Origin of the sequence: Clavibacter sp. (assembly GCF_014802555.1) — a bacterium.
In the GTDB taxonomy this organism is placed as follows: Bacteria; Actinomycetota; Actinomycetes; order Actinomycetales; family Microbacteriaceae; genus Clavibacter; species Clavibacter sepedonicus.
In genome coordinates this window covers 1-23,394 of the sequence record NZ_JAAVCB010000116.1, presented here as the reverse complement: position 1 = coordinate 23,394, position 23,394 = coordinate 1, and the positions used below count along the sequence as shown (strand labels likewise).

The 23,394-nt window shown below is 73.0% G+C and carries 21 protein-coding genes, 1 tRNA gene and 1 pseudogene; 8 read left to right on the top strand and 15 right to left on the bottom strand.

What is annotated here, in order from left to right; genetic code table 11:
* Positions 1 to 38: 38 nt before the first annotated feature.
* From lnt to HDR73_RS12515, 9 genes are all read right to left on the bottom strand, one after another.
* A complete protein-coding gene (gene lnt, locus HDR73_RS12555; protein WP_012299041.1) occupies positions 39 to 1,634 on the bottom strand; it encodes an apolipoprotein N-acyltransferase in 1,596 nt (531 codons plus the stop codon).
* Complete coding sequence (locus tag HDR73_RS12550; RefSeq protein WP_012299040.1) at positions 1,631 to 4,102, bottom strand: DEAD/DEAH box helicase; 2,472 nt, start codon at positions 4,100 to 4,102, stop codon at positions 1,631 to 1,633. Before HDR73_RS12550 ends, lnt begins: the two co-directional genes overlap by 4 nt.
* 94 nt (positions 4,103 to 4,196) lie before the next feature.
* Positions 4,197 to 4,949 (bottom strand): twin-arginine translocase subunit TatC, encoded by a 753-nt coding sequence (gene tatC, locus HDR73_RS12545; protein ID WP_012299039.1) that lies wholly within the window; start codon positions 4,947 to 4,949, stop codon positions 4,197 to 4,199.
* A gap of 54 nt (positions 4,950 to 5,003) precedes the next feature.
* Positions 5,004 to 5,360 carry a Sec-independent protein translocase subunit TatA gene (gene tatA / locus HDR73_RS12540; protein WP_041464547.1) on the bottom strand — a complete coding sequence of 119 codons (357 nt, stop codon included), beginning with the start codon at positions 5,358 to 5,360 and terminating at the stop codon, positions 5,004 to 5,006.
* 199 nt (positions 5,361 to 5,559) lie between these two features.
* Complete coding sequence (locus tag HDR73_RS12535) at positions 5,560 to 6,549, bottom strand: helix-turn-helix transcriptional regulator (RefSeq protein WP_012299037.1); 990 nt, start codon at positions 6,547 to 6,549, stop codon at positions 5,560 to 5,562.
* Positions 6,546 to 7,553 (bottom strand): helix-turn-helix transcriptional regulator, encoded by a 1,008-nt coding sequence (locus HDR73_RS12530; protein WP_041464546.1) that lies wholly within the window; start codon positions 7,551 to 7,553, stop codon positions 6,546 to 6,548. Before HDR73_RS12530 ends, HDR73_RS12535 begins: the two co-directional genes overlap by 4 nt.
* A gap of 48 nt (positions 7,554 to 7,601) precedes the next feature.
* A complete protein-coding gene (locus tag HDR73_RS12525; protein WP_012299035.1) occupies positions 7,602 to 8,645 on the bottom strand; it encodes an FKBP-type peptidyl-prolyl cis-trans isomerase in 1,044 nt (347 codons plus the stop codon).
* A 61-nt stretch (positions 8,646 to 8,706) separates the two neighbouring features.
* Positions 8,707 to 9,771, bottom strand: a complete 1,065-nt coding sequence (locus HDR73_RS12520) for a tRNA (adenine-N1)-methyltransferase (protein ID WP_012299034.1) — start codon at positions 9,769 to 9,771, stop codon at positions 8,707 to 8,709.
* A complete protein-coding gene (locus HDR73_RS12515) occupies positions 9,768 to 10,466 on the bottom strand; it encodes an HAD family hydrolase (RefSeq protein WP_012299033.1) in 699 nt (232 codons plus the stop codon). Before HDR73_RS12515 ends, HDR73_RS12520 begins: the two co-directional genes overlap by 4 nt.
* Positions 10,467 to 10,558: 92 nt before the next feature.
* On the opposite strand from HDR73_RS12515, the gene HDR73_RS12510 reads away from it, so the two are divergent.
* Positions 10,559 to 11,518 carry a PAC2 family protein gene (locus tag HDR73_RS12510; protein ID WP_012299032.1) on the top strand — a complete coding sequence of 320 codons (960 nt, stop codon included), beginning with the start codon at positions 10,559 to 10,561 and terminating at the stop codon, positions 11,516 to 11,518.
* A gap of 94 nt (positions 11,519 to 11,612) precedes the next feature.
* Here the strand turns inward: HDR73_RS12510 and mshC are convergent, their stop codons facing one another.
* The 3 genes from mshC to HDR73_RS12495 are packed head-to-tail and all read right to left on the bottom strand — an operon-like array spanning position 11,613 to position 15,078.
* Positions 11,613 to 12,902 carry a cysteine--1-D-myo-inosityl 2-amino-2-deoxy-alpha-D-glucopyranoside ligase gene (gene mshC, locus HDR73_RS12505; RefSeq protein WP_041464545.1) on the bottom strand — a complete coding sequence of 430 codons (1,290 nt, stop codon included), beginning with the start codon at positions 12,900 to 12,902 and terminating at the stop codon, positions 11,613 to 11,615.
* 4 nt (positions 12,903 to 12,906) lie between these two features.
* On the bottom strand, positions 12,907 to 13,725 hold the full coding sequence (locus HDR73_RS12500; RefSeq protein ID WP_041464544.1) for an undecaprenyl-diphosphate phosphatase: 819 nt from the start codon (positions 13,723 to 13,725) through the stop codon (positions 12,907 to 12,909).
* 42 nt (positions 13,726 to 13,767) lie between these two features.
* Positions 13,768 to 15,078 (bottom strand): M20/M25/M40 family metallo-hydrolase, encoded by a 1,311-nt coding sequence (locus HDR73_RS12495; RefSeq protein WP_012299029.1) that lies wholly within the window; start codon positions 15,076 to 15,078, stop codon positions 13,768 to 13,770.
* 113 nt (positions 15,079 to 15,191) lie between these two features.
* On the opposite strand from HDR73_RS12495, the gene HDR73_RS12490 reads away from it, so the two are divergent.
* The 3 genes from HDR73_RS12490 to HDR73_RS12480 all read left to right on the top strand — a co-directional run bounded on the left by HDR73_RS12490 (position 15,192) and on the right by HDR73_RS12480 (position 17,430).
* Positions 15,192 to 15,277, top strand: a tRNA-Leu gene (locus tag HDR73_RS12490).
* A 126-nt stretch (positions 15,278 to 15,403) separates the two neighbouring features.
* Entirely contained in the window at positions 15,404 to 16,420 is a 1,017-nt protein-coding gene (locus tag HDR73_RS12485) for a magnesium and cobalt transport protein CorA (RefSeq protein WP_012299028.1), read from the top strand.
* A gap of 44 nt (positions 16,421 to 16,464) precedes the next feature.
* Entirely contained in the window at positions 16,465 to 17,430 is a 966-nt protein-coding gene (locus HDR73_RS12480) for an NAD-dependent epimerase/dehydratase family protein (protein WP_012299027.1), read from the top strand.
* A 39-nt stretch (positions 17,431 to 17,469) separates the two neighbouring features.
* Here HDR73_RS12480 and HDR73_RS12475 read toward each other — a convergent pair whose 3' ends face one another.
* Positions 17,470 to 18,810, bottom strand: a complete 1,341-nt coding sequence (locus HDR73_RS12475; RefSeq protein ID WP_012299026.1) for a J domain-containing protein — start codon at positions 18,808 to 18,810, stop codon at positions 17,470 to 17,472.
* A 251-nt stretch (positions 18,811 to 19,061) separates the two neighbouring features.
* Here HDR73_RS12475 and HDR73_RS12470 point away from each other — a divergent pair, with 251 nt between their 5' ends.
* Genes HDR73_RS12470 through HDR73_RS12455 form a run of 4 tightly spaced genes read left to right on the top strand, consistent with a single transcriptional unit; the run spans position 19,062 to position 22,756 of the window.
* Entirely contained in the window at positions 19,062 to 19,703 is a 642-nt protein-coding gene (locus HDR73_RS12470) for an ABC transporter permease (protein ID WP_012299025.1), read from the top strand.
* A complete protein-coding gene (locus HDR73_RS12465; RefSeq protein ID WP_041464543.1) occupies positions 19,696 to 20,985 on the top strand; it encodes an ABC transporter ATP-binding protein in 1,290 nt (429 codons plus the stop codon). The genes HDR73_RS12470 and HDR73_RS12465 overlap by 8 nt, the downstream gene beginning before the upstream one ends.
* Positions 20,982 to 21,746 (top strand): ABC transporter permease, encoded by a 765-nt coding sequence (locus HDR73_RS12460; protein WP_041464542.1) that lies wholly within the window; start codon positions 20,982 to 20,984, stop codon positions 21,744 to 21,746. The genes HDR73_RS12465 and HDR73_RS12460 overlap by 4 nt, the downstream gene beginning before the upstream one ends.
* A 2-nt stretch (positions 21,747 to 21,748) precedes the next feature.
* Positions 21,749 to 22,756, top strand: coding sequence for a glycine betaine ABC transporter substrate-binding protein (locus HDR73_RS12455; protein WP_012299022.1), 1,008 nt, complete (start codon positions 21,749 to 21,751; stop codon positions 22,754 to 22,756).
* Here HDR73_RS12455 and HDR73_RS12450 read toward each other — a convergent pair.
* Both HDR73_RS12450 and HDR73_RS12445 read right to left on the bottom strand, forming a co-directional pair.
* Positions 22,743 to 23,237: an HIT family protein gene (locus HDR73_RS12450; protein ID WP_041464541.1), complete on the bottom strand. Its 495-nt coding sequence runs from the start codon at positions 23,235 to 23,237 to the stop codon at positions 22,743 to 22,745. The two genes, HDR73_RS12455 and HDR73_RS12450, sit on opposite strands and share 14 nt — an antisense overlap.
* A 55-nt stretch (positions 23,238 to 23,292) precedes the next feature.
* Positions 23,293 to 23,394, bottom strand: a pseudogene (locus HDR73_RS12445) (IS481 family transposase); the annotation flags it as partial.

Genomic DNA, 23,394 nt, shown 5'->3' with positions numbered 1-23,394 from the left:
GGTGCTCTTCTGTGTCGCGGAGGTGACTGTGCAGCCGGTCAGCGGGCGGCGCGGCGGCCTCGACGGCCGAGCCCGAGCCCGGAGACCGCGAGGGCACCGAGGCCGAGTCCCGAGACGAGCCACTCGATGTCGCGGCCCACGAGGATCGCCGGGGTGACGACGTCGGCGGTCGGCACGTCGACCACCATCGACCCGGCGGTGAACCACGGCAGCCGGTCGATGTCCCGGCCGTCCGGGCCGACGATCGCGCTGGTGCCGACGGTCGAGATGTTGACGACGCTGCGGCCCGTCTCGAGCGCCCGCATCCGGGCGATCGCCAGCTGCTGCACGCTCTCGTCGGTGCGACCGAAGTCGGCGTTGTTCGACTGGGCGAGGATGATGCCTGCGCCCTCGTGGACCATGTCGGTCGTCAGCTGGTCGTCGACGATGTCGAAGCAGATGGCGATGCCCGCGGTCACCCCCGCGACGTCCATCACTTGATCGGTGGTGCCCGGCGTGTACTCGCGCTGGATGAGGCCGATGAGGTCGGGCGCGAACGGCTCCCAGAACGCGCGGTCGGGCACGTACTCGCCGAAGGGCACGGGGTGCTTCTTGTCGTAGTGGTCGGTCGCCCCTCCCCCGGTCCATACGAGCGACTCGTTGTAGTAGCGGCCGTCGCGCTCCGTGACCGTGCCCACGACGAGCGGGGCGCCGAGCCGCGCGACCACGCGGTCGAGGGCGGCCGCCGAGCCGGGGTCGCGGAGCGGATCCGCGTCGGCCGCGTTCTCGGGCCACACGACCATGTCGACGTCGGCGTCCGAGGGGATCTCCGCCGTCGCGGCGAGGTGCGCGCGCAGGATGTCTCCGTAGCGCGCACCGTCGAAGTAGCCGGCCTTCGCGTTGCCCTGCACAGCGGCGACGCGGGTGGTCCCCGTGGTCGCGACCGGGAAGGCCGGGACCACGAGCACCAGGGCCACCGCGATCCCCGCGACGAGCGCCCGGGACGACCGCCGCACGCGCTCCTCGGCGGCGAGCTCCAGCAGCAGCGCGACGAGGAGGACGAGCACGAAGGAGAGCCCGGACAGACCGAGCCAGGTCACGAGGTGCGCGAACGGGCTCTCGGACTGGGACAGGGACACCCGGCCCCACGCGAAGCCGCCGTAGGGCCAGACCGCGGAGATCGCCTCCCGCGCGGTCCAGAGCCCCGCGACCGCGACCGGCAGCAGCACCACGCGGCCGGCGACCGTGGGGAACGCCCGCGGGATCCAGCGCGTCGCCGTCGCGATGGCGACCGCCCCGGTCGCGACGAACAGCGACTCCAGCGCCGACAGCGCGATCCACGGCACGGGCCCCAGGTACAGCGACGCCCACTCGATGTGGGTGAGGTAGAAGGCCAGCCCCGCGACCAGCCCGATGAGGAAGGCCGGCCCCGCGCGCCGTCCCCGCAGAGCGAGGAGCACGAGCGCGATGCCAGGGAACACGAGCGGCCACAGCCCGCGGTCGGGGAACGCGGCGTCCATCACGGGGCCCGACGCGGCGGCGGCGAGGAGCGCGCCCCACAGCGGCAGCGGAGGACGGACGGGCTCCGGGGACGCGATGCCGGCGGACGCCGGGACGGCACGCTCCCGACGGGGAGCCCGGGCGAGCGCGGTCACACCGACGAGTACGCGACGATGCCGCGCCGGATGCTGTCGAGCGCCGTGCGGGCGTTCCGGGAGACGGGGCCGTCGGCCACGATCGAGAGCTGGTCGAGCAGGTCGATGGTCTGCTTCGTCCAGCGGACGAAGTCGCCCGCCGCGAGGTCGGCCTCGTCGAGCACGGCGTCGAGGCTGCCGCCGCGCGCCCAGCGGTGCATCGGTGCGCACAGGCCGGTGGACAGCGGGTCGGTGGTGGGGAGGCGACGCTCGCGCTCGACGTCGTCGAGGCGCGACCAGATCTCCTCGGTGCGCTCGAGCGCCGCGCGGAAGGCACCGCGCGGGAGGTTGCGGTCGTTGCGGTCGCCCTCGTCGCGGAGCGGCTGGTAGACGAGCGAGGCGGCCATCGCGGCGAGGGCGGCGGGATCGAGGTCCACCCAGACCTGGGTGCGCAGGCACTCGGCGATGAGGAGGTCGCGGTCGCCGTAGATGCGCTTGAGCATCCGGCCGTTGGGGGTCGGCGCGACCTGTCCGTCGGCGGCGCGCTTGAGGTACCCGAGCGAGAGCAGCAGCTCGGTGACGCGGTCGAAGACCTTGGCCACCGCGTTGGTGCGGGTGCGGATCTGCTGCCCGAGCGCGTCCGTCTGCCGCTTGAGGCGCCACCAGCGCTCCGCCCAGCGGGCGTGCGACTCGCGGTCCTTGCACGCGTGGCACGGGTGCGCCTTCATCCGGCGACGCAGGTCGGTCAGCTGGCGCTGGCGCTTGTCGCGCTCGCCGTGCTGGCCCGGCTGCTGCATGTCGGCGCGGGCGGCGGTCGCGCGCTCGAGGTCGCTGAGCTCGCGGCGGAGGCCGGAGTACTCGCGGAAGTCCCCGAGGTGGCAGACCATGGCCTTCTCGTAGCCGGCGAGCGACTCCTCCTGCGTGCGGACCTTGCGCGCGAGGTCCACGACGGCGCGGTCGGCCTGGAACTGCGCGAACGACGACTCCAGCACCTCGCGCGTGCGCTCGCGGCCGAACTGGTCGATGAGGTTGACGGCCATGTTGTACGTGGGCCGGAAGCTCGAGTTGAGGGGGTAGGTGCGGCGCGAGGCGAGCGAGGCGACGGCCTGCGGATCCAGCCCGTCCTTCCACTGGATGACCGCGTGGCCCTCGACGTCGATGCCGCGGCGGCCGGCGCGACCGGTCAGCTGCGTGTACTCCCCCGGCGTGAGCGGCACGCGCGCCTCGCCGTTGAACTTCTCGAGCTGCTCGAGCACGACCGTGCGCGCCGGCATGTTGATGCCGAGCGCGAGCGTCTCCGTCGCGAAGACGGCCTTCACGAGCTTCCGCTGGAACAGCTCCTCGACGACCTCCTTGAAGGCGGGCAGCATGCCCGCGTGGTGCGCCGCGACGCCGCGCTCCAGACCCTCGAGCCATTCCCAGTAGCCGAGGACGGCGAGGTCCTCGTCGCGGAGCGTGCGGCAGCGCTCCTCCACGACGGCACGGATCTCGTCGCGCTCGTGCGCGTGGGTGAGACGGACCCCGGCGCGGAGCACCTGCGTGACGGCCGCGTCGCAGCCCGCCCGGCTGAAGATGAAGAAGATGGCGGGCAGCAGGTTCCGCTCCTCGAGGAGGGCGACGACCTCGGGCCGGTCCATGCGGCCGCGGTCCCACGGGCCGGGTGCCCGTCTACCGGATCCGCCGCCCGCTCCCGCCCGGCCCCGCGAGTGCCCCTGACCGCCGCGCACCCGGACGGCCTCCCGGCCGCCGCCGTGCGTCATGCGGACGAGCTCGGGGTTCACGCGGTGCGTCGCGGCGAGGCCGGACGAGTCGAAGAGGTCGAGCATGCGGTGCCGCACGATGACGTGCTGCTCGAGGGGCACGGGCCGCTCCTCGGAGACGATCACGTCCGTCTCGCCGCGCACGGCCTGCAGCCAGTCCCCGAACTCCTCGGCGTTCGACACGGTCGCGCTCAGCGAGATCATCCGCACGCTCTGCGGGAGGTGGATGATGACCTCCTCCCACACGGCCCCGCGGAAGCGGTCCGCCAGGTAGTGCACCTCGTCCATGATCACGAAGGCGAGGTCGCGGAGCAGGTCGGAGTCCGCGTACAGCATGTTGCGCAGCACCTCGGTCGTCATGACGACGATGCGCGCGCGGCTGTTGACGTTGGTGTCGCCCGTGAGCAGCCCCACCTCGTCGGGGCCGTACTCGGCCACGAGCTCGGCGTACTTCTGGTTGCTGAGGGCCTTCATCGGCGCCGTGTAGAAGATCTTCGCGCTCGGCCGCTGCATCGCGAGGTAGACCGCGAACTCGGCCACGATCGTCTTGCCGGCCCCCGTCGGCGCCGCGACGAGCACGCTGCGGCCGTTCTCCAGCGACTCGGCGGCGGCGCGCTGGAAGGGATCGAGGTCGAAGCGCAGGCCGCTCGCGAACGACTCGAGGAGCGGGAGGCTGCGGCGGGAGCGGGAGGCCGCGTAGCGTTCGGCGGGCGAGAGCTGGTCTGTCACGATGCCGCCATCCTAGGCTCCGGATCCGCGCGCCAGCCGGGCGCGGACGCGACGACGCCCGCCCCTCGCGGGACGGGCGTCGAGGCCGAGCGGGTCAGGACAGCAGGTCGTCCGTCATCGCGGCGGCCTTGCGCGCGCGGCGCCGGTCGTTGAGCAGCGAGATGCCGGCGGCGACCAGGTACAGCAGCGTCATCGGGACGGCCAGCAGGAACATCGACATGACGTCGGCGGCCGGCGTCGCGATGGCGCAGAACAGGATGATCAGCAGGATCGCGATTCGCCACGACTTGATGATCGTCGCGCCGGTGAGGATACCCATGAAGTTGAACAGCACGAGGAACACCGGCAGCACGAACGCGATGCCGACCGCGAAGACGAGCTTCAGCACGAAGTCGAAGTACTCGCGCGCCGTGATGAACGACGAGTCGCCCGCGCCCGCGAACTGCGTGAGCAGCGCGACGATGTGCGGCAGCACGAACCATCCTGCCGCGCATCCCGCGAGGAAGAGCGGCACGGCGGAGAAGAAGAAGCCGAACGTGTAGCGGCGCTCCGTCTTCGTGAGGCCGGGCACCAGGAACGCAAACACCTGGTAGAGCCACACGGGGCTGGAGATGATGAGGCCGACGTAGAGCGCGATCTGCAGGCGCAGGTCGAACGCCGACGTGATGGTCGGGAAGTTGAGGCTCGCGTTCCGCCCCTGCTCCTGGTTGATGGTCTCGATCGGCTGGCGCAGCGCCTCCAGCACGAACGAGGAGAGGAACCAGCCGGCCACCATCGCCAGGATGATCGCAACGCCCGCGATGAACAGGCGCTTCTTCAGCTCCAGCAGGTGCTGGACGAGGGACATGCGTCCCTCCGCGTCGCGCTTCTTCTGGCGGGGACGCTCGGTGGTGCTCACGGATCAGGCGCTGGGGCGGGAGTCCCCGCCGTCGCGCGGGGAGTCGTAGCGCGGAGCGTCGTAGCGGGGCTCGTCGACGCGGGACTCGCCGGGGCGCACGTAGTCGCGCGGGGCGGAGTCGCGGGGACGGTCGCGGTCGTCCGCGCGGTAGCGGTCATCGTCGCGGCGGCGGTCCTCGTCGCGGAGGTCGTCGCGACGGTCGGAGCCGCTCTCCTCCTTCATCGTCTTCACCTCGCCCTTGAAGATGCGCATGGACTGCCCCACGCTCTTCGCGAGCGCGGGCAGCTTCGTGGAGCCGAAGAGCAGCACGATGACGACGAGGATGATGACGAGGTGCCAGCCGGTCAGGTTTCCGAGCATGTGGTTCACGTTCCTTCAGGTCGGGGGGCCGGACAGTCGTTGTCGGGATCCGCGGCGAGTCTACCGTCGCGACCCCCGAGGACACCCTGCGTGGCATTGCGGTTCACCCGGATTTCCCCTAGGCGGCCACTGGTCCGCGATGAGGTCCTCCCGATGCGGGGTCTTCGGAGCCCGGCCCCGCGGCGCTCGGTCCCGCAGCTCAGTCGGCGTCCTCGTACGCCGCCGCGGCGCGCTCGGCCCACTCCGCCACCGCGGCGCGCGCCTCGGGCGGCGACGTGACGACCACGACGCCCGCCATCCCCGCGACCAGGCGCACGAGGCCCTGGTAGTGGGCGACGCGCACCGTGACGGCGACGCGGCCGGGGCGACCGGCGACGGGCTCGGGCCGCTCGTCGCCCACGAAGTCGCCGAGGAGCGGGAGCGCCGACTCCGCGACCTCCAGCGTGACGCGGAGGTCGTCGGGGCTGGGCTCGAAGAGGGTGTCGCCGAGCACCACGTCCTGCGGCCGGTGCTCGGGCGGGAGGTCGGTGACCACCAGCTCGTCGAGGCGGTCGAGGCGGAACGTGCGGACGGCGCCGCGCGCCAGGTCCCAGCCGCGGAGGTACCAGTCCTCGTCCATGGACTCCAGGCGAAGCGGATCCACGACGCGGCGCTCCGTGCCGCCCCGCGGGCTCCGGTAGTCGAACTCGACGCGGCGCTCGTCCGCGATGGCGCGGCGGAGGTCCTCGCGGGTGCCGTCGCCTGCTCCGGCCGCCACGGCGACCTGGCTGGGCTGCGCCGAGGATCCGCGCGCCAGCTTCGCCATGAGCTGGCCGACCAGGTCGAGGTCGCTCGCGTCCGCCTGCGACGAGACGTACTGCAGCCCGGCGATGAGCGCGGCCGCCTCGCGGGCCGAGAAGCGCGGCGAGTCGTCGATGGCGACCATGTGCGTGATGACGATCTGGTCGTTGTCCTCGAAGTCGTCCCAGGCGATGTCGAAGAGGTCGCCGTGCTGGTACGACGAGGTGGAGCCCGGCACGCCGGACACGGCGATGAGGCGCACGGCCTGGCGGATCTGCTCGGGCGGCACCCGGAAGTGCGCGGCCGCCTGGCTGACGCTCACGCGTCCGTGGTCGGTGAGGTAGGGCACGAGGGCCAGCAGGAACGCCAGCTTGTCCTGCGCCTGGAGCGGCGCGGCGCGGTCGGTCATGAGGCGTCCTCCCGGTGGGCGGCGATGGTCTCGGCGAGGCGCGCGCGAACGGCGTCCCGCAGCTTCGGCGGCGCGATCACCCGGGCCTCCGGGCCGAGGCCCGCGACCTCGTCGGCGAAGAGGTTGGTGTCCGAGTAGTGCACGCGGAGCCGCCCGTCGCCGAGATCCTCCGTCCCGCGTCGCCGGCGGAGGCGGATATCCGCGTCGGACCCGGGAGCCACGGCCACCTCCCCCACGCCGTTCGCCCACACGCGGTCGAGGTCGGCGAGGGCGCGCTCGGCGTGGTCCTCCCCCTCGGGGACGAAGGCGCGGCTGGTCACGCGGACGCGGTCGACGATGCGCGACAGCAGGAACGTCCGGGGTCCGTCGGCGTCCTGGTCGATGCCGTGCAGGTGCCACCTGCCCTGGTGCTGCACGAGCGCGAGGGGTGCCACGGTGCGGATCCGGGCGGCCCGCTCCCCCGGCTTGAGGTATCCGAAGGAGACGAGGACGTGCCGCTCCAGCGCGACGCTGAGCGGCGCGAAGGCCGCCTCCCGCGTGCGCACGCGGGGCGCATAGCCGATGACCGGGTCGTCGGACTCCACGCCGAGCGACCACAGCTTGATGAGCGCGCGCCGCGACTCCCCCGAGAGCGACCCCTCGCGCCACACCATGGCGGCGAGGTTGAGGAGCGTCGTCTCCTCCGGCGTGAACGACAGGTCGGCCGGGAGCTCGTAGGCGCCGCGCGGGATCCGGTACCGCAGGAGCTGGTTGTTGCCCTCCTGGCCCGGGGGCTCCACCGTCTCCAGCGGCACGCCGAGGTCGCGGATGTCGTCCTTGTCGCGCTCGAACTGGCGCTCCAGGTTCGCGTTGTCGCCGCCGGCGCGGTAGCGCTGCCGGTACCCCTGGACGCTCGAGAGGACCTCGTTCTTCGTCAGGCCCTGCTCGGTGGCGAGCAGCGCCAGGACGAGGCTGAAGAGGCGCTCCTCGACCGGCACGGTCGGACGGCGGGATGTCTCGGGCACGCGGTGTTCCTCACGTCGGTGCATCCCCCGGCCGGTGGCGATGCGTCGTTACTTGGTGGTGCTCGTTCCGAGGATATCCACCACGTAAACGAGCGTGGACCCGGCGGGCACCTTGGCCGAAGCCTGGTCGCCGAAGCCGTCACCTGGGGGGACGACCGCGATGACCTGGTCGCCGACGTGCTTGCCGACGAGCGCCTTGGCGAGGCCAGGCGTGACGACGAGCGAGGAGGCGGCTCCCGTCGAGGGCGCGGACGTGGTGGCGGTCGCGGGCACCTGCAGGGGTCCGCCGCCCGTCCAGCTGGATCCGAACACGGCCTGCTTCTCGGCCGACGTGCTCGTGCCCCAGACGACGCCGGTGTACTGCAGCGTCACCGTGTCGCCGTCGCCGACCTCGGCGCCGTCGCCCGCGCGGAGCAGCGCGTCGCGGTACTCGGTGGGCGGCGTGCTCGGCGGGATGGTGATCCCGGGGACGCCGTCGTCCGTCGTGACGACGGACGGGAAGCCGGCCTGGGCGGGCCGCGGCTCACCGGTGGCCTTCTCCGGGAACGACGACGTGATGTCGACGATGAGGACGAGGCCATCGGTGGCGGCGAGGCCCTGGGCCGAGAGGTCCTGGCCGGGGAAGACCGTGGACACGGGGACCGTGACCGCGAGACGCGAGCCGACGGGCATGCACGTCATCGCGTCCTCGAGGTACGGCAGCGACTCGTGCAGGGAGGCCGGGGTGAACAGCGGCGAACCGGTGGTGCGGGCGTTGGGCGCGATGCGCGCGTAGTCCGCGAGGTCCTTCCCGGTCTTGCCGTCGACGATGGAGGCGGCCGCCGTGATGCCCTGGTGCGGCTGCACGCGAGCCCCGTCGCCCTCCACGATCGTGGAGACCTCGACGCCCGAGGGCTTGAGCGGCGTGGGGAACGTGACGGAGGCCGGCGCGCTGCCGACGTCTCCCGTCGCGGTGACCGTGCTCGACGACGTCCCGGCCTGGGCGAGGGGCGTGCAGCCCTCCGCCGCGTCGGATCCGGACCCGGAGGGGCTGCAAGCGGCGAGCGTCAGGACGAGTCCTGCGCAGACGGTGAGCGCGGCGGAACGGCGCACGTGACTCCTCTTTCGGTGGTGGGGGCGGCCGGCACGCACCCGCGTGATCGGCCTTGTCATCCTAGGCGGTGGGGTCGCCCGGCTCCGGCGCAGCGGTCGCGTCGTCGGGGACGGCACCGTCGCCCGACTCCGCCGCGTCACGGGCGCCCGCGAGCTCGGCGCCGTGCTCCGCGATGCGAACGCGCTTGCGCAGGACCTTGTCGCTCACCCGGCGCTCGCCGAGCGATCCGGGGGTCCAGGCCTCCATGTCCTCGTCGCTGAAGTCGGACTTCGACGCGCGGCGCTTGAGCTGCGGCAGGACGGATCCCGGGGCCAGGCGGCGGGCGGTGATGAGGAAGCCCGTGTGCCCGATCATGCGGTGCTCGGGACGGACGGCGAGCCCCTCCACGTGCCAGCCGCGGATCATGGTCTCGCTCGCGTCGGGGTTCGTGAAGAGCCCCGAGTCGCGGAGCGCCTCCGCGACGCGCGACAGCTGCGTGACGGTGGCGACGTAGCAGAGCAGGACGCCGCCGGGCGTGAGCGCCTCGGCCACCGCGTCGACGCACTCCCACGGTGCGAGCATGTCGAGGATCACCCGGTCGACCGAGTGCGGCTCGGTGACGGTCGGCAGGGCCTCCGCCAGGTCGCCGAGGGTGATGGACCAGTTCTCCGGGCTGTGGCCGAAGTAGCTCGAGACGTTGCCGCGGGCCACGTCCGCGAACTCCTCGCGGCGCTCGAAGGAGAGCAGCGTGCCGGTGGGACCCAGGGCGCGCAGCAGCCACATCGACAGGGCGCCGGATCCGACACCCGCCTCCACGACGGTCGCTCCGGGGAACACGTCGGCGAGGCCGAGGATCTGGGCGGCGTCCTTCGGGTAGATGATGGCGGCCCCGCGGGGCATCGACATGACGACGTCGGACAGCAGCGGCCGGAGCGCGAGGCACTCGATGCCCGCGCTGTTCTTCACGACGCTGCCGTCGGGCAGGCCGATGAGGTCGTCGTGGTCGATCATTCCGCGGTGCGTGTGGAACACCTTGCCGGGCTCGAGCAGGATCGTGTTGAGGCGGCCCTTGGGGCCCGTGAGCTGCACGCGGTCGCCCGCGCGGAAGGGCCCGCTGAAGCGCGCGGCAGCGGTGTCGACGGTCATGCGCGCACCTCGTCGCGGATCGGGGCCGCGGTGCCGCGGCGGTCGGCGTGGGCGGCTTCGACGTCGGCGAGCGTGCGGCCGGCGAGCGTGTCCCAGAGCACGTAGGCGTCGTCCGCGGGCAGCGGCACGTGGTGCGGGACGGCGACGACGGTCGCGCCCGACGCGGTGGCGGAGGCGACGCCCGGCACCGAGTCCTCGATGGCGACGCAGTCGCGGATGTCGACGCCGAGGAGCCCGGCGGCGGTGAGGTAGGCCTCGGGGTGCGGCTTGCTGCGGGCCACGTCGTCGCCGGCGACCACGTGGTCGAACGCGTCGAAGGGCACGGCGTCGGCGACCTGGCGCGCCATCCGGCCGATGCTCATGGTGACGAGCGCGGTGGGGATGCCGGCCTCGCGGATCTCCCGGAGGAGCTCCCGCGCGCCCGGGCGCCACGGCACCTCGACGAGGATCTGCTCCATCACGCGGTCGCTCAGCCGGTCGATGATCTCCGCGGCGGGCAGGTCGACGCCCGCCTTCTGGAGGATCCGCGCCGAGTCGTCCAGCCCGTTGCCGACGAGTCGGAGCCCGTCCTCGTGGGTCCACGTGCCGCCGAAGGAGCCGACCAGGGCCTCCTCCGCCACCATCCAGTAGGGCTCCGTGTCCACGATGGTGCCGTCCATGTCCCAGAGGACGGCCGCGGGTCTGTTGCTGATCACGGGGAGCGAGTCTACCGGCGAGGCGCTGCGTCCTAGGATCGTACGATGACCGCCGGCCGGGCGGCCGGAGGGCGAGACGGAACGGGAGTCACGTGGCGGATGCCGAGAGGTTCGTGAGCGGACGGCTGCTGGTCGTCGCCTTCGAGGGCTGGAACGACGCGGGCGAGGCCGCCAGCGGAGCGGTCCGGGCGCTGAAGGAGCTGCTCGACCTCGAGGCTGTGTCGTCGGTGGACCCCGAGGACTACTTCGACTTCCAGTTCAACCGCCCCACCATCGGCTTCGCGGAGGACGGCACCCGCGAGCTCGAGTGGCCGGGCGCCACGCTCTACGGCCCGAAGGACCCGCGTCGGCCCGCCCAGGACCTGGCCGCCGACGCGCAGCTGGGCGTGAGCGGCGACAACGGCGGCAGCATCCACCTCCTCCTGGGCGTCGAGCCCTCCCGGCACTGGACGGCGTTCACGACCGAGGTGCTGGACGCCGCGCGCGCCGCCGGCGTCGAGGGCGTCGTGCTGCTCGGCGCGCTGCTCGCGGACGTGCCGCACACGCGCCCCATCTCCGTCTACTCCACGAGCGAGAACGCGGCCGTGCGGGCCGAGCTCGGCATCGAGCGGAGCACGTACGAGGGGCCCGTCGGGATCCTCAGCATCATCGCCCAGCGCGCCGAGGAGATGGGCATGCCCACCGTCTCGCTCTGGGCCTCCGTTCCGCACTACGTGCACAGCGCGCCGTCGCCGAAGGCCACGCTCGCGCTCATCGACAAGCTCGAGGAGATGGTCGACGTGGTGATCCCGCGTGGCGAGCTCATCCAGGAGGCCGCGACGTGGGAGGCGGGCATCGACCAGCTCGCCGGCGAGGACGAGGACATGGCCTCCTACATCCAGCAGCTCGAGCAGGCGCGCGACACGGTCGACTCCCCCGAGGCGAGCGGCGAGGCGATCGCGCAGGAGTTCGAGAAGTACCTCCGCCGGGGCGACGGGCCGCGCGGACGCGGCGACGAGCGGCCCGAGGAGCCGTGGCGGCCGAAGGACCCCAAGGACCCGAAGGACCAGTAGGCGCCGAAGGACCAGTAGGCGCCGAAGGACCGGTGGGGCCGAGGGGCCCAAGGGCCGAGGCGCCGAGGGGCCGGATGACCTGCGGTGCCGCGGGTCAGGCCGCCGGGCTCCCGAGCCGCACACCGAGGAGCGCGTCCACCGCGGCCAGCTCGACGGGCGTCGCGGGGACGCCCGTGGCGACGCGGAGGTCGAGCAGCAGGATCGCGCCCGGCGTGTCGAGGTCCTCGGAGAGGCGCTCGCGGACGAGCTGCACGAGCTCGCCGGGCTCCCCCGCGTCGGCGCCCGCCGTCGCCGACGCGTCCGCGGCAGCTGCCCACGCGTCCCACGCGGCGAGGCGCGCCACGGACTCCGCGAGGAGCTCGTCGGTCCATTCCCAGTCCGCGCGGTAGTGCTGCGCGAGGAGCGCGAGGCGGATGGCCCGAGGATCCACGCCCGCGGCCCGCAAGCGCGACACGAGCACGAGGTTGCCGAGCGACTTGCTCATCTTCTCGCCCTGGTAGGCGACCATGCCGCTGTGCGCGTAGACGCACGCGAAGTCCTCGCCCGTGAGGGCTGCCGCGTGGCCGGCCGACATCTCGTGGTGCGGGAAGATCAGGTCGGATCCGCCGCCCTGCACGGTGACCGGACGGTCGAGCTTCCGCAGCGCGATGACGGCGCACTCGATGTGCCAGCCGGGCCGGCCTCGGCCGACCACGCTGTCCCATGCGGGCTCGCCCGCGCGCTCGGCCCGCCAGAGCAGCGGATCCAGCGGGTCGCGCTTGCCGGGCCGCTCCGGGTCGCCGCCGCGCTCGGCGGACAGCGCGGCCATGGTGTCGAGGTCGTAGCCGCTCTCGTCGCCGAGTGCCCAGGGTCCGTCCTCACCGGCGCGGGCGACGTCGAAGTAGAGGTCCTGGGCTCCGGCCACGACCGCGTCGGGCGTGGCGACCGGATAGGCCGTGCCGCGTCGCACGAGCTCGGCGACGGCGGACGCGACCTCGTCCACGACCTCGGTGACGCCCACGTAGGAGTCGGGCGGCAGGATCCGCAGCGCCTCCATGTCGGTGCGGAACAGCTCGACCTGCTCGGCGGCGAGGTCGCGCCAGTCGACGCCCGTGGCCGTCGCGCGCTCGAGCAGCGGGTCGTCGACGTCGGTGACGTTCTGCACGTACGCGACGTCGTAGCCGCGGTCGAGCCAGACGCGCTGGAGCGTGTCGAACGCGAGGTAGGTGGACGCGTGGCCGATGTGGGTGGCGTCGTATGGCGTGATGCCGCAGACGTACAGGCCCACGCGGCCGTCGCCCGTGCACTCGGCGGGGCGGACGGATCCGGCGCTCGTGTCGAACACCGACGGGACGGGCGGCTCCCCCGCGACGGCGGGGACGACGGGGCGTGGCCAGGCGCGCACGGGATCAGGCCGCGATCGCGCCGGTGCCGAGGAGCACCAGGAGCACGACGCCGAGGGCGACGCGGTAGACCACGAAGGGCATGAACGTGCGCGTGGAGATGTAGCGCATGAGGCCGGCGATGACGGCGAGGCCGACGACGAACGCGATGAGCGTCGCGACCGCGGTCTGCCCCGCGCCCGCCTGGCCGGTCTCGTCGAAGCTCTTCACCAGCTCGTAGAGGCCGCTGCCGAACACGGCGGGCACGGCGAGCAGGAACGAGTACTCCGCCGCGACCGGCCGGGAGTAGCCGAACGCGCGGGCGGCCGTGGTGGTGGCGCCCGAGCGGGAGACGCCGGGGACGAGCGCCAGGGCCTGCGCGATGCCGATGCTCACGCCGTGCCCGTACGTCATGTCCTTCTCGAGGCGGTCGCTGCGGCTGAAGCGGTCGGCGAGGCCGAGCAGAATGCCGAAGACGATGAGCACGATCGCGACGATCCAGAGGGAGCGGAAGGTCGTGCGGATGGTGTCCTGGAATAGGTATCCGGCGATCCCGATGGGGATCGTGCCGATGATGACGAGCCAGCCCATGCGCACGTCCGGGTCGCCCTTCGGCATGCCGCCGCGGAGCGAGCGGAACCAGGCCGAGAGCACCTTGCCGATGCGCTTCCGGAAGAACACGATGACCGCGAGCTCGGTGCCGAGCTGCGTGATGGCGGTGAACGTCGCGCCCGGGTCGCCGCCCATGAACAGCCCGGCGATGCGGAGATGCGCGCTCGAGGAGATGGGCAGGAATTCGGTCAGGCCCTGGACGAGGCCCAGGATGATCGCCTCGAGATAGCTCAAGCGTGCGCTCCACGTGTCGGGTGGCCCACCTGGGGCTCGGATCTAGTAGTTCAGGAGCAGGTCCCGGAGGACCTGCCTCCCGAAGACTAGTGCGTCGAGCGGGACCCGCTCGTCGACGCCGTGGAACATGGACGGGAAGTCCATGGACGCCGGGAGCTTGAGCGGCGCGAAGCCGTAGCCGGTGATCCCGAGCAGGCTCAGCGCCTTGTTGTCGGTGCCGCCGGAGAGCATGTAGGGCAGCACCTCGGCCTCGGGGTCGTGCGCGCCCAGGGTGGCGACCATGGCCTCCACGAGCGGCCCCTCGAAGGGGTTCTCGAGGCCGACGTCCTGGTGCACGATGCGCACCTCGACGCCCTCGCCAGCGAGTTCGCGGACCCGCGCGAGCACCGCGTCCTCCTCGCCCGGCAGGACGCGGATGTCGATGAGCGCCTCGGCCGTGTCGGGGATCACGTTGTGCTTGTAGCCGGCGCGCAGGAGCGTCGGGTTCGTGGTGGTGCGGAGCGTCGCGGCGATGAACTTCGAGGCCGTGCCGGTGGCGATCGCGAGGTCGTCCGGCGTGACCTGCTTCGGGTCGGCGCCCACGATGCGGGCGATCTCGTCGAGCAGCTGGCGCGTCGTGTCGGTGAGGTGGACGGGCCACTCCTCCATGCCGATCCGGGCGACCGCACCGGCCAGGCGCGTGACGGCGTTGTCGCGGTTGACCTGCGAGCCGTGGCCCGCGGTGCCGGTGGCGACCAGGCGGATCCAGACGAGGGCCTTCTCGCCCGTCTGCAGCAGGTACGCGCGCTTCCCGGCCAGGTCGATGGAGTAGCCGCCGACCTCGCTGATGGCCTCGGTCGCGCCGGCGAACCACTCGGGCCGGTTCTCGACGACGTACGCGGAGCCGAGCACGCCACCCGCCTCCTCGTCGGAGAAGAAGCCCATGATCAGGTCGCGCTCGGGGGCGCGGCCCGAGGTGATGATCTCCTGCAGCGCGGTGATCATCATCGCGTCCATGTTCTTCATGTCGACGGCGCCGCGGCCCCAGAGCATGCCGTCCTTGATCACGCCGGCGAACGGGTCGACCGTCCAGTTGGCCGGGTCGGCGGGCACGACGTCGAGGTGGCCGTGGACGACGAGCGCGGGCTTGTCGCGGTTGCGCCCCGGGATGCGGGCGAGGACGCTCGTGCGGCCGGGCGCGGCGTCGATGAGCTCGGGCGTGAGCCCCAGATCCTTGAGGTGCTGCTCGACGTACTCGGCGGCCTCCGTCTCCCCCTCCGACCGGCCCTCGCCGTGGTTGGTCGTGTCGAACCGGATGAGGTCGCGGGCGACGCGGGCGGTGGCGTCGAGGTCGTCGGGGAGCGTGTCGGTCATGGGTCCACGCTATCGAGGCCGGACGCGGCGTCCTGCCGCCGGGTGGTCGGGGAGCCTCCCGGGCCGTGCTAATGTCGTCTCTCGGCAGCCGGAGACGGCGGGCCGCACATCCTGTCCGGATGGCGGAATTGGTAGACGCGCTAGCTTGAGGTGCTAGTGCCCGTATTAGGGCGTGGGGGTTCAAGTCCCCCTTCGGACACACACGAGAGCCGGTCGGATCCACGAGGATCCGGCCGGCTCTTCCTCGTTCCCTGCTCCTTCGGTCGGCACCCGGCTACAGTCGCACTCGGCCCATGCGGGTCCCCCGACCCGAGAGCGAGATCCGATGACCGTCGTCGACAGTGCCGTGTACGTGGACGGTGTCCGCACCGCGGATCCCGAGAGTCTCGACGAGACGTTCGAGGTCATGCGCGCGCGCCAGGGCCTCGCGTGGATCGGCCTGTACCGGCCGGACCCCGAGGAGCTGCACCGCGTCGCCGACGAGTTCGGCCTGCACCCGCTCGCCGTCGAGGACGCGCTCAGCGGGCACCAGCGCTCGAAGATGGAGCGCTACGGCGACACCTGGTTCGTGGTGCTGCGCCCCGCGCGCTACCTCGACGCCGACGAGCGCGTCGAGTTCGGGGAGCTGCACGTGTTCGTCGGGCCCGACTTCGTGGTCACCATCCGGCACGCGGAGTCGCCCGACCTCTCCGCGGTCCGCCATCGGCTACAGGAGGACCGCGAGCTCCTCGCGCTCGGACCGCGCGCCGTCATGTACGCGATCCTCGACCAGGTCGTCGACGAGTACGGCCCCGTCGCGTCGGGCCTCGAGGACGACGTCGACGAGGTCGAGGACCAGATCTTCGGCGCCGACCCCGACGTCTCCCGCCGCATCTACGCGCTGATGCGCGAGGTCACCGCGTTCCAGCGGGCGACCGCGCCGCTCGGCTCCATCCTCGACGACCTCCGCCAGCGCGCCGAGGAGCACGACGTCGACCTCGAGCTCCGCCGCGGCTACCGCGACGTGCACGACCACGTCATCCGGGTCGCCGAGCGCGCGGACGCGTTCCGGACCCTGCTGCAGAACGCGCTCACCGTGCACACGACGCTCGTCGGCCAGCGCCAGAACGACGAGATGAAGAAGCTCACCGAGACGAGCCTCGCCCAGAACGACCAGGTGAAGCGGATCTCCTCCTGGGCCGCGATCCTCTTCGCGCCCACGCTCGTCGGCACGATCTACGGCATGAACTTCGTGAACATGCCGGAGCTGAAGTGGACCTACGGATATCCGCTCGCGCTCGGCCTCATGGTGCTGATGGGCGTCATCCTCTACGCGGCGTTCCGGAAGCGCGGCTGGATCTGATCCCCGGGCCGGTCGGGCGTCCGACGCGGCGCTAGGGTGACGGGATGCGCGTCGTCGTCATCGGAGCCACCGGCCACATCGGGACCTTCCTCGTCCCCCGACTCGTCGACTCCGGGCACGACGTCGTGGCCGTCAGCCGGGGCACGCGCGAGCCGTACCGGCAGTCGCCGCTCTGGGACCGCGTCGAGCGCGTGCGCGTCGACCGCGACGCAGAGGACGCGGCGGGCACGTTCGCCGACAGGATAGCCGCGTTGGCCCCCGAGGTCGTCGTCGACCTCGTCTGCTTCACCCCGGCGTCAGCACGCCACCTCGTCGAGGGGCTGCGCGGCCGCGTGCGCCACCTCGTGCACATCGGCAGCATCTGGACCCACGGCCTCAGCACCGCCCTCCCCCTGCGCGAGGACGACCCGAAGGAGCCGTTCGGCGAGTACGGCGTGCAGAAGGCGGAGATCGAGCGCTACCTGATCGCGGAGTCCAGGGGAGGCGGCCTGCAGTGCACGGTCGTCCACCCCGGCCACATCAGCGGCGGCGGCTGGCCCGTAATTACCCCCGTGGGCAACCTCGACCCCGCCGTCTGGACCGCGCTCGCCGCCGGGGACCCGCTCGCCGTGCCGGGATCGGGCAGCGAGACCATGCACCACGTGCACGCCGACGACGTCGCGCAGGTCGTGCAGCTCGCCATCGCGAACCGCGAGACGAGCGTCGGCGAGAGCTTCCACGCCGTCTCGGATCGCGCGCTCTCGGTGCGCGGATTCGCCCGGGCGGCGGCCGCGTGGTTCGGCCGCGAGCCCGAGCTGGAGCACCTCGACTGGGACGGCTTCCGCGCCCGGACCGAGCCGGATCACGCCGACGCCAGCTGGCAGCACCTCAGCCGCAGCCACGTCGCGAGCATCGACAAGGCCCGCGACGTGCTCGGCTACGTGCCGCGGTACACGAGCGAGGAGGCCGCGCGCGAGGCGGTCGAGTGGATGGTGCGCGCGGGCGAGCTGGACGTGCCGCTCCCCCGCTGAGCCCCGCCGCCGCCGACCGGCGGCATCCGGCACGCGGCCTCAGACGAAGCGCGCGTCGAGCACCAGCCGCGTGCGCACGGCGAGCAGGCGCTCGGCGTCCATGGCGCGGAGTCCGGGCAGTCCGGCGGCGACGTGGTCGGCGAGCAGCGTGCGGGCGACCGCGTAGGCCGGGAGCGCGTGCGGGTCGTCGGCCGCGTGCAGGACGACGGGCGCGGCACCGAGGACCCCGGACGGCAGCGACAGCACGAGGCCGACCACGGGCACGTCCATCTCCCGGGCGAGAGCCCGGGCCCGGCCGTCGAGTCCCCGGAGCACGGCGTCGCGGGCCGACGGGTCGGTGGCGGCGGCGGACCCACCCGGCACCGACTCGACCGCGACGAGCCCCTGCGGCCCGAGCACGAGGTGGTCTATGGCGTCGCCCGAGCGCGGCACGGCGACGCCGTTCCAGAACGCGTACGACGGCCCGAGCTCCATCAGCTCGCGCGCCGTCTCCTCCTGCGCGACGGCCGCCCGCAGCGCCTCGGAGGCCGCCGGCGGCACCTCGGCGACGAGGTCCGGCGCGTAGGCGTCGGCCTCAAAGCGCCGGCGCAGCCCCTCGAGGCGGGCGAGGCGCGCGCTGTAGGCGGCCATGAGGTCGGGGTAGGCGCGGACGGCCCGCTCGTGCGCGAGCACGTCCGTCTGCAGCTGCTCCGCCGCGTGCCGACGCGGCTCCTCCGCGCGGAACCAGGCGCGTCCGAGCGGGCCCGCGGCGACGAGGCCCGCGGCCGCGCCCCCGACGAGGCCGACCGCGGCGGCCAGCGCGCCGAGCCCGGAGACGAGGATGACGAGAGCCAGCAGGACGGCGACCACGGGCGGCGCGATGGCGCGGGCGCGCCGGACGTAGGGCTCAGGCCGGTCGGACAGCGCGCGGCCGCCGCGAGGCGGGACGGGCGCAGCGGGCACCGACGGCTCCTCGGGATCCGCCAGCCACTCGCGCACGAGGGACAGGTAGCGGAGGCGAGCGAACCCGCCGGGGTGTCCGAAGCTGCGGGTGCGCGCGGCGGGACGCTCGCGCGGGGCACCGGGACGACCGCGTCGGGACGCCGGATCCCAGGCGTCGCCCGTCGAGCTCGAGCCGGGCGATGCGGGGTGGGCGCGGCCGACGGGATCCTCGGGGGCCGGGGCCTCGCGGAGCGTGCGCTCGTAGCGGGCGCGGCTCTCGGGATCCCCCACCGCCTCGAACGCGTCGCGCACGGCCTGGAACTCGTCGGCGCTGCCGCCCATGTCGGGGTGGGCGTCGCGCACGCGGCGGCGGTACGCCCGGCGGATCTCGTCCTGCGATGCGGACGGCTCGACGCCGAGCACGGCGTACGCGTCGGCATCGCGCGACGGGACGGGCATCGGTGGCTCCTCGCGGGAACCGGTCGGGCGGCTCCCAGGGTCACGAGCGTAGGCGAGCGCGCCTGGGCGACGCCCGAGCGCGCCTCCGAGACGACCGGCACCGCGACGACAGCGCGCGCGCCCGCCCGCGGCGCGCGCGTGATACCACCGACGTGCGGGCGATGGCGAACTTCGCGCATCCGGGTCGCCTGCGTAGGGTGGGCCACTGCCGATGCCCCTCCCGGTGACCGACCCATCCTGAGGAGACCGACATGTGGGACTTCCTGTCCTCCCGCGCCGACCAGATCGCGTTCTCCGCGTGGCAGCACCTCAGCCTCGTCGTGCAGTGCCTGGTGCTCGCGACGGTGATCGCCGTGGGGATCGCGGCGCTCGTCTACCGCAGCCGCCCGCTCAGCTCGCTGGCCAACAGCGTCTCGGCGATCGGGCTGACGCTGCCCGCCTTCGCCCTCGTGGGGCTGCTCATCGCGCCGCTCGGCTTCGGCGTCGCGCCGGCCATCGCGGTCGTCACGTTCTTCGCCGTCCTGCCCATCCTGCGGAACGCGGTGGTCGGGCTCACGGGGATCGACCCCTCGATCGTGGAGTCCGCGCGCGGCATCGGCATGGGCCGCGTCCGCACGCTGCTGCGCGTCGAGCTCCCGCTCGCGTGGCCCGTCATCCTCGGCGGGATCCGCGTGTCCGCCCAGATGGTCATGGGCATCGCCGCCGTGGCCGCCTACGTGCTCGGCCCCGGTCTCGGCGGCTTCATCTTCTCCGGGCTCTCCCGCCTCGGCGGCGCGAACTCGACCGAGTCCGTCCTCACCGGCGTCATCGGCGTCGTCCTGCTCGCCCTCCTGCTCGACCTCGTCCTCGTCGGCATCGGTCGGCTCACCACTCCGAGAGGCATCCGTGTCTGAGACCACCACCACCCCCGAGATCAGCGGCCGCTCGATCCTGCTCGACGGCGTCACCAAGCGGTACCCGGGACAGGCGAAGCCCGCCGTCGACGGCATCACGCTGGAGATCCCCGCCGGCAAGATCGTCATGCTCGTTGGCCCGTCCGGCTGCGGCAAGACGACGACGCTCAAGATGATCAACCGCCTCATCGAGCCCACGGAGGGCCGCGTCGTCCTCGGCGACGAGGACGTGACGGGCATCGACGGCGACGAGCTGCGGCGGCGCATCGGCTACGTGATCCAGGCCGGCGGGCTCTTCCCGCACATGACCGTGGCCGCGAACATCGCGGTGGTGCCGAAGATGCTCGGCTGGGAGGCCGCCCGCATTCGCGCCCGCGTGGACGAGCTGCTCGAGCTGGTGTCGCTCGACCCCGAGCAGTACCGCGACCGGTACCCGAAGGAGCTCTCCGGCGGACAGCAGCAGCGCGTCGGCGTCGCCCGGGCGCTCGCGGCCGACCCTCCCGTGCTCCTCATGGACGAGCCGTTCGGCGCCGTGGACCCCATCACGCGGCAGCGCCTGCAGGACGAGCTCATCCGAATCCAGGCCGAGCTGCAGAAGACCATCGTCATCGTCACGCACGACTTCGACGAGGCCGTGAAGCTCGGCGACTGGATCGTCGTCTTCGCCGAGGGCGCGCGCATCGTGCAGTACGACACCCCCGAGCGGATCCTCGCCGAGCCAGCCGACGCGTTCGTCGAGGAGTTCATCGGCTCGGGCGCCGGCCTCAAGCAGCTCACGCTCCGCCGCGTGGACGAGGTGCCGCTCGCCGACGCGGTCATCGCGTACCCGGGCGACCAGGCGCGCGACGTGCTCGCCCGCATGGACGAGGTCGGGCACCAGCACGCGGTGGTCGTCGACGCCCGCGAACGGCCGATCCAGTGGCCGTCGCGCCGCCAGCTCGGCCGGATCGACGTGATCGGCGCCGTCCCGGAGCCGCGGCTGCCGGTGATCGGCGCCCGCGCGACCCTCAACGACGCGCTCGACACGATGCTCGTCTCGAGCGCGGGCGCCGCGCTCGTCACCGGCCGCGGCGGGGCCTTCCTCGGCGTGATCGACGTCGAGACCGTCATGGACGCCATCACGAGCGCCCGGGCGTCCGCGGCCGGCGGCGTCGACGGTGCACCCGTCGGCACGAACACGGGCACGATCGGCACGGTGGGCGCCGACGCGGCCCGGGCCGAGCAGTCGGCAGGATCCGTCGCCCCCGAGTCGCCCGCCGCGCGTGACGGGCAGGCCGGATGAGCGCCGTGACCGACGCCCGCACCGACGCCGTCGGCGGCGCGCAGGGCTGGCGCGGGCTCATCGCGCAGCCCGTCGCGATCGCCGCGGTGCTCGGGGCGTACCTCGTCTGGCTCGCCGTGGCGCCGCTCACCGCCGTCGAGCGCACCACGCTCGCGCCCGCCGCGCTCGGGAAGTCGACGCTCGAGCACCTCGCGCTCACGTTCTCGGCCGCGGCGATCGTGCTCGTGATCGCGATCCCGCTCGGCGTCCTGATGACCCGTGGTCGCCTGCGGCGCTTCTCCCCGCCCGTGCTCGCCGTGGCGAACTTCGGCACGGCCGCCCCGGCGATCGGCCTCGTGGTGCTGCTGGCGATGCTCGTGCCGAACGGCTTCGTCGCGAGCCTGGTCGCGCTCGTCGTCTACGCGGCGTTGCCCGTGCTCGGGAACACGATCCTCGGCATCCGCGGCGTCGACGAGCGCCTCGTCGAGGCCGGCCGGGGCATGGGCATGAGCCGGGCCGCGGTGCTGTTCCGCATCGAGCTGCCGCTCGCCGTCCCCGTCATGCTCGCCGGGATCCGCACCGCCCTCGTGCTGCTGGTGGGAACCGCGGCGCTCGCCGCGTTCGTCAACGGCGGCGGGCTCGGGATCCTCATCACCACGGGCGTCAACCTCTACCTCTACCCCGTGCTCGTCTCGGGTGCCCTGCTCATCGCGCTCCTCGCGCTCGCCATCGACTGGCTCGGCCGCGTCGTCGAGCACGTCGCCCGCCCGAAGGGACTCTGACCGTGTCGCCCCTCCCCCGCTCCGCCCGCCTGCGTCGCGCGCTCGGCGTGCCCGCGCTCGTGGCCGCGGCCCTCGCCACGCTCACCGGCTGCGGCCTGCAGCCCGCGACGGCCTACGTCCCCGACACCGCGCCCGGCTCCATCCAGCCGCTCGACCTGCCGGCCGGCGCGCACCTCACCGTCACGTCGAAGAACTTCACCGAGCAGCTGATCCTGGGCAAGATCGCCGTGATCGCGGCGAAGGCGGCCGGCTTCGACGTCACCGACCAGACGAACGTGCCGGGCAGCGTGCCGGCCCGCGAGCTCATGACGAGCCACGGCGCCGACATGACGTGGGAATACACGGGCACCGCGTGGCTCAGCTACCTCGGCGAGCCGAAGGGCATCCCGGACCAGCGCGCCCAGTACGAGGCGGTCCGCGACGCCGACGCGGCCAACGGGCTCACCTGGCTGACCCCGGCGCCGCTCAACAACACCTACGCGCTCGCCATCCGGAGCGAGGAGGCCGACCGGCTCGGCATCACGAAGCTGTCGCAGATCAAGGATCTCCCCGTCGACGAGCGCACGTTCTGCGTGGAGGCGGAGTTCAACTCGCGCTCCGACGGGCTGTCTCCGCTGCTGGAGACGTACGGCATCCCGCGCGGATCCGCCGACGGCGTGCCCGACGGCAACGTCTCGATCTTCGACACGGGCGCGGTCTACACGGCCACGGACCGCGGCACGTGCGAGTTCGGCGAGGTCTTCACGACCGACGGCCGCATCGACAAGCTCGGCCTCACGATCCTCCAGGACGACCTCGGCTTCTTCCCGGCCTACAACCTCGCGCCCGTGCTCGACTCGGCGACCCTCGCCGAGTACCCGGGGCTCCAGGACGTCTTCGACCGGATCTCCCCCGTCATCACCGACGACGCCCTCCGCGAGATGAACCTCCGGGTCGACGACCAGGGCGAGGAGCCCGCGGACGTGGCCTTCCAGTTCATGGTCGACCACGGGTTCGTCACCGCGCCCTGACCTCGACCGCCTCGTCCCGGGCGAGGACATGCAGCTCGGCGCGGATCCTCGCGCGGAGTTCGGCGTGCCCGTCGCCGAGCGCTGTCGCGGGATCCCGCCACCGCTCGGCAGCGTGCAGCCAGACGGGTCGCGCGACGAGCTCGGGCGGCTCCCACGCGTACCGAGGCCAGACGTGCGCGTGGACGAAGGCGTCGGCGTTGCCCAGCACCTCGATGTTGACGCGCCGGAAGCCCGGCACCAGGTCGCGGCAGGCCCGCTCGACGGCTGTGGCGAGGAGATCGGCGTCGGCGAGGAACCGGACCCGCTCGGCCCTCGGCATCTCCGCGAAGGCGGTCGCGGTGGGGTCCGTCCCGAGCAGCACGCAGTAGCCGGGGAGGAACTGCACGTCGCCGATGACGGCCCATCCCGCGCCCAGCTCCGCGAGGACCGTGGGGTTCTCGCCCCTCCGGGCCGACCCGATCCGGTCCTCGCGCCAGTCCATCCGCGACACAGTAGCCGAAGTGCCGGATCCACTCGCGTGCGCTAGCTGTACTGGGTCATGACGTTGGTGACACTCGGGCCGCGGGCGTGAGCCCGTGGCTTGAGTGGATTCGTTCAGTGTTGTAGTGCTCGATGAAGGGGTCAAGCGCGTCGGCCCG

What these genes read in the sequence shown, in the direction of transcription:
- tatC (WP_012299039.1), bottom strand. Translation starts at nt 4,949, where the DNA reads ATGTCCCTCGTCCAGCACCTGCTGGAGCTGAAGAAGCGCCTGTTCATC.
- tatA (WP_041464547.1), bottom strand. Translation starts at nt 5,360, where the DNA reads ATGCTCGGAAACCTGACCGGCTGGCACCTCGTCATCATCCTCGTCGTC.
- HDR73_RS12535 (WP_012299037.1), bottom strand. Translation starts at nt 6,549, where the DNA reads ATGACCGACCGCGCCGCGCCGCTCCAGGCGCAGGACAAGCTGGCGTTC.
- HDR73_RS12520 (WP_012299034.1), bottom strand. Translation starts at nt 9,771, where the DNA reads ATGACCGTCGACACCGCTGCCGCGCGCTTCAGCGGGCCCTTCCGCGCG.
- HDR73_RS12495 (WP_012299029.1), bottom strand. Translation starts at nt 15,078, where the DNA reads ATGACCGACACGCTCCCCGACGACCTCGACGCCACCGCCCGCGTCGCC.
- HDR73_RS12485 (WP_012299028.1), top strand. Translation starts at nt 15,404, where the DNA reads ATGACCGTCGTCGACAGTGCCGTGTACGTGGACGGTGTCCGCACCGCG.
- HDR73_RS12480 (WP_012299027.1), top strand. Translation starts at nt 16,465, where the DNA reads ATGCGCGTCGTCGTCATCGGAGCCACCGGCCACATCGGGACCTTCCTC.
- HDR73_RS12475 (WP_012299026.1), bottom strand. Translation starts at nt 18,810, where the DNA reads ATGCCCGTCCCGTCGCGCGATGCCGACGCGTACGCCGTGCTCGGCGTC.
- HDR73_RS12470 (WP_012299025.1), top strand. Translation starts at nt 19,062, where the DNA reads ATGTGGGACTTCCTGTCCTCCCGCGCCGACCAGATCGCGTTCTCCGCG.
- HDR73_RS12460 (WP_041464542.1), top strand. Translation starts at nt 20,982, where the DNA reads ATGAGCGCCGTGACCGACGCCCGCACCGACGCCGTCGGCGGCGCGCAG.
- HDR73_RS12450 (WP_041464541.1), bottom strand. Translation starts at nt 23,237, where the DNA reads ATGGACTGGCGCGAGGACCGGATCGGGTCGGCCCGGAGGGGCGAGAAC.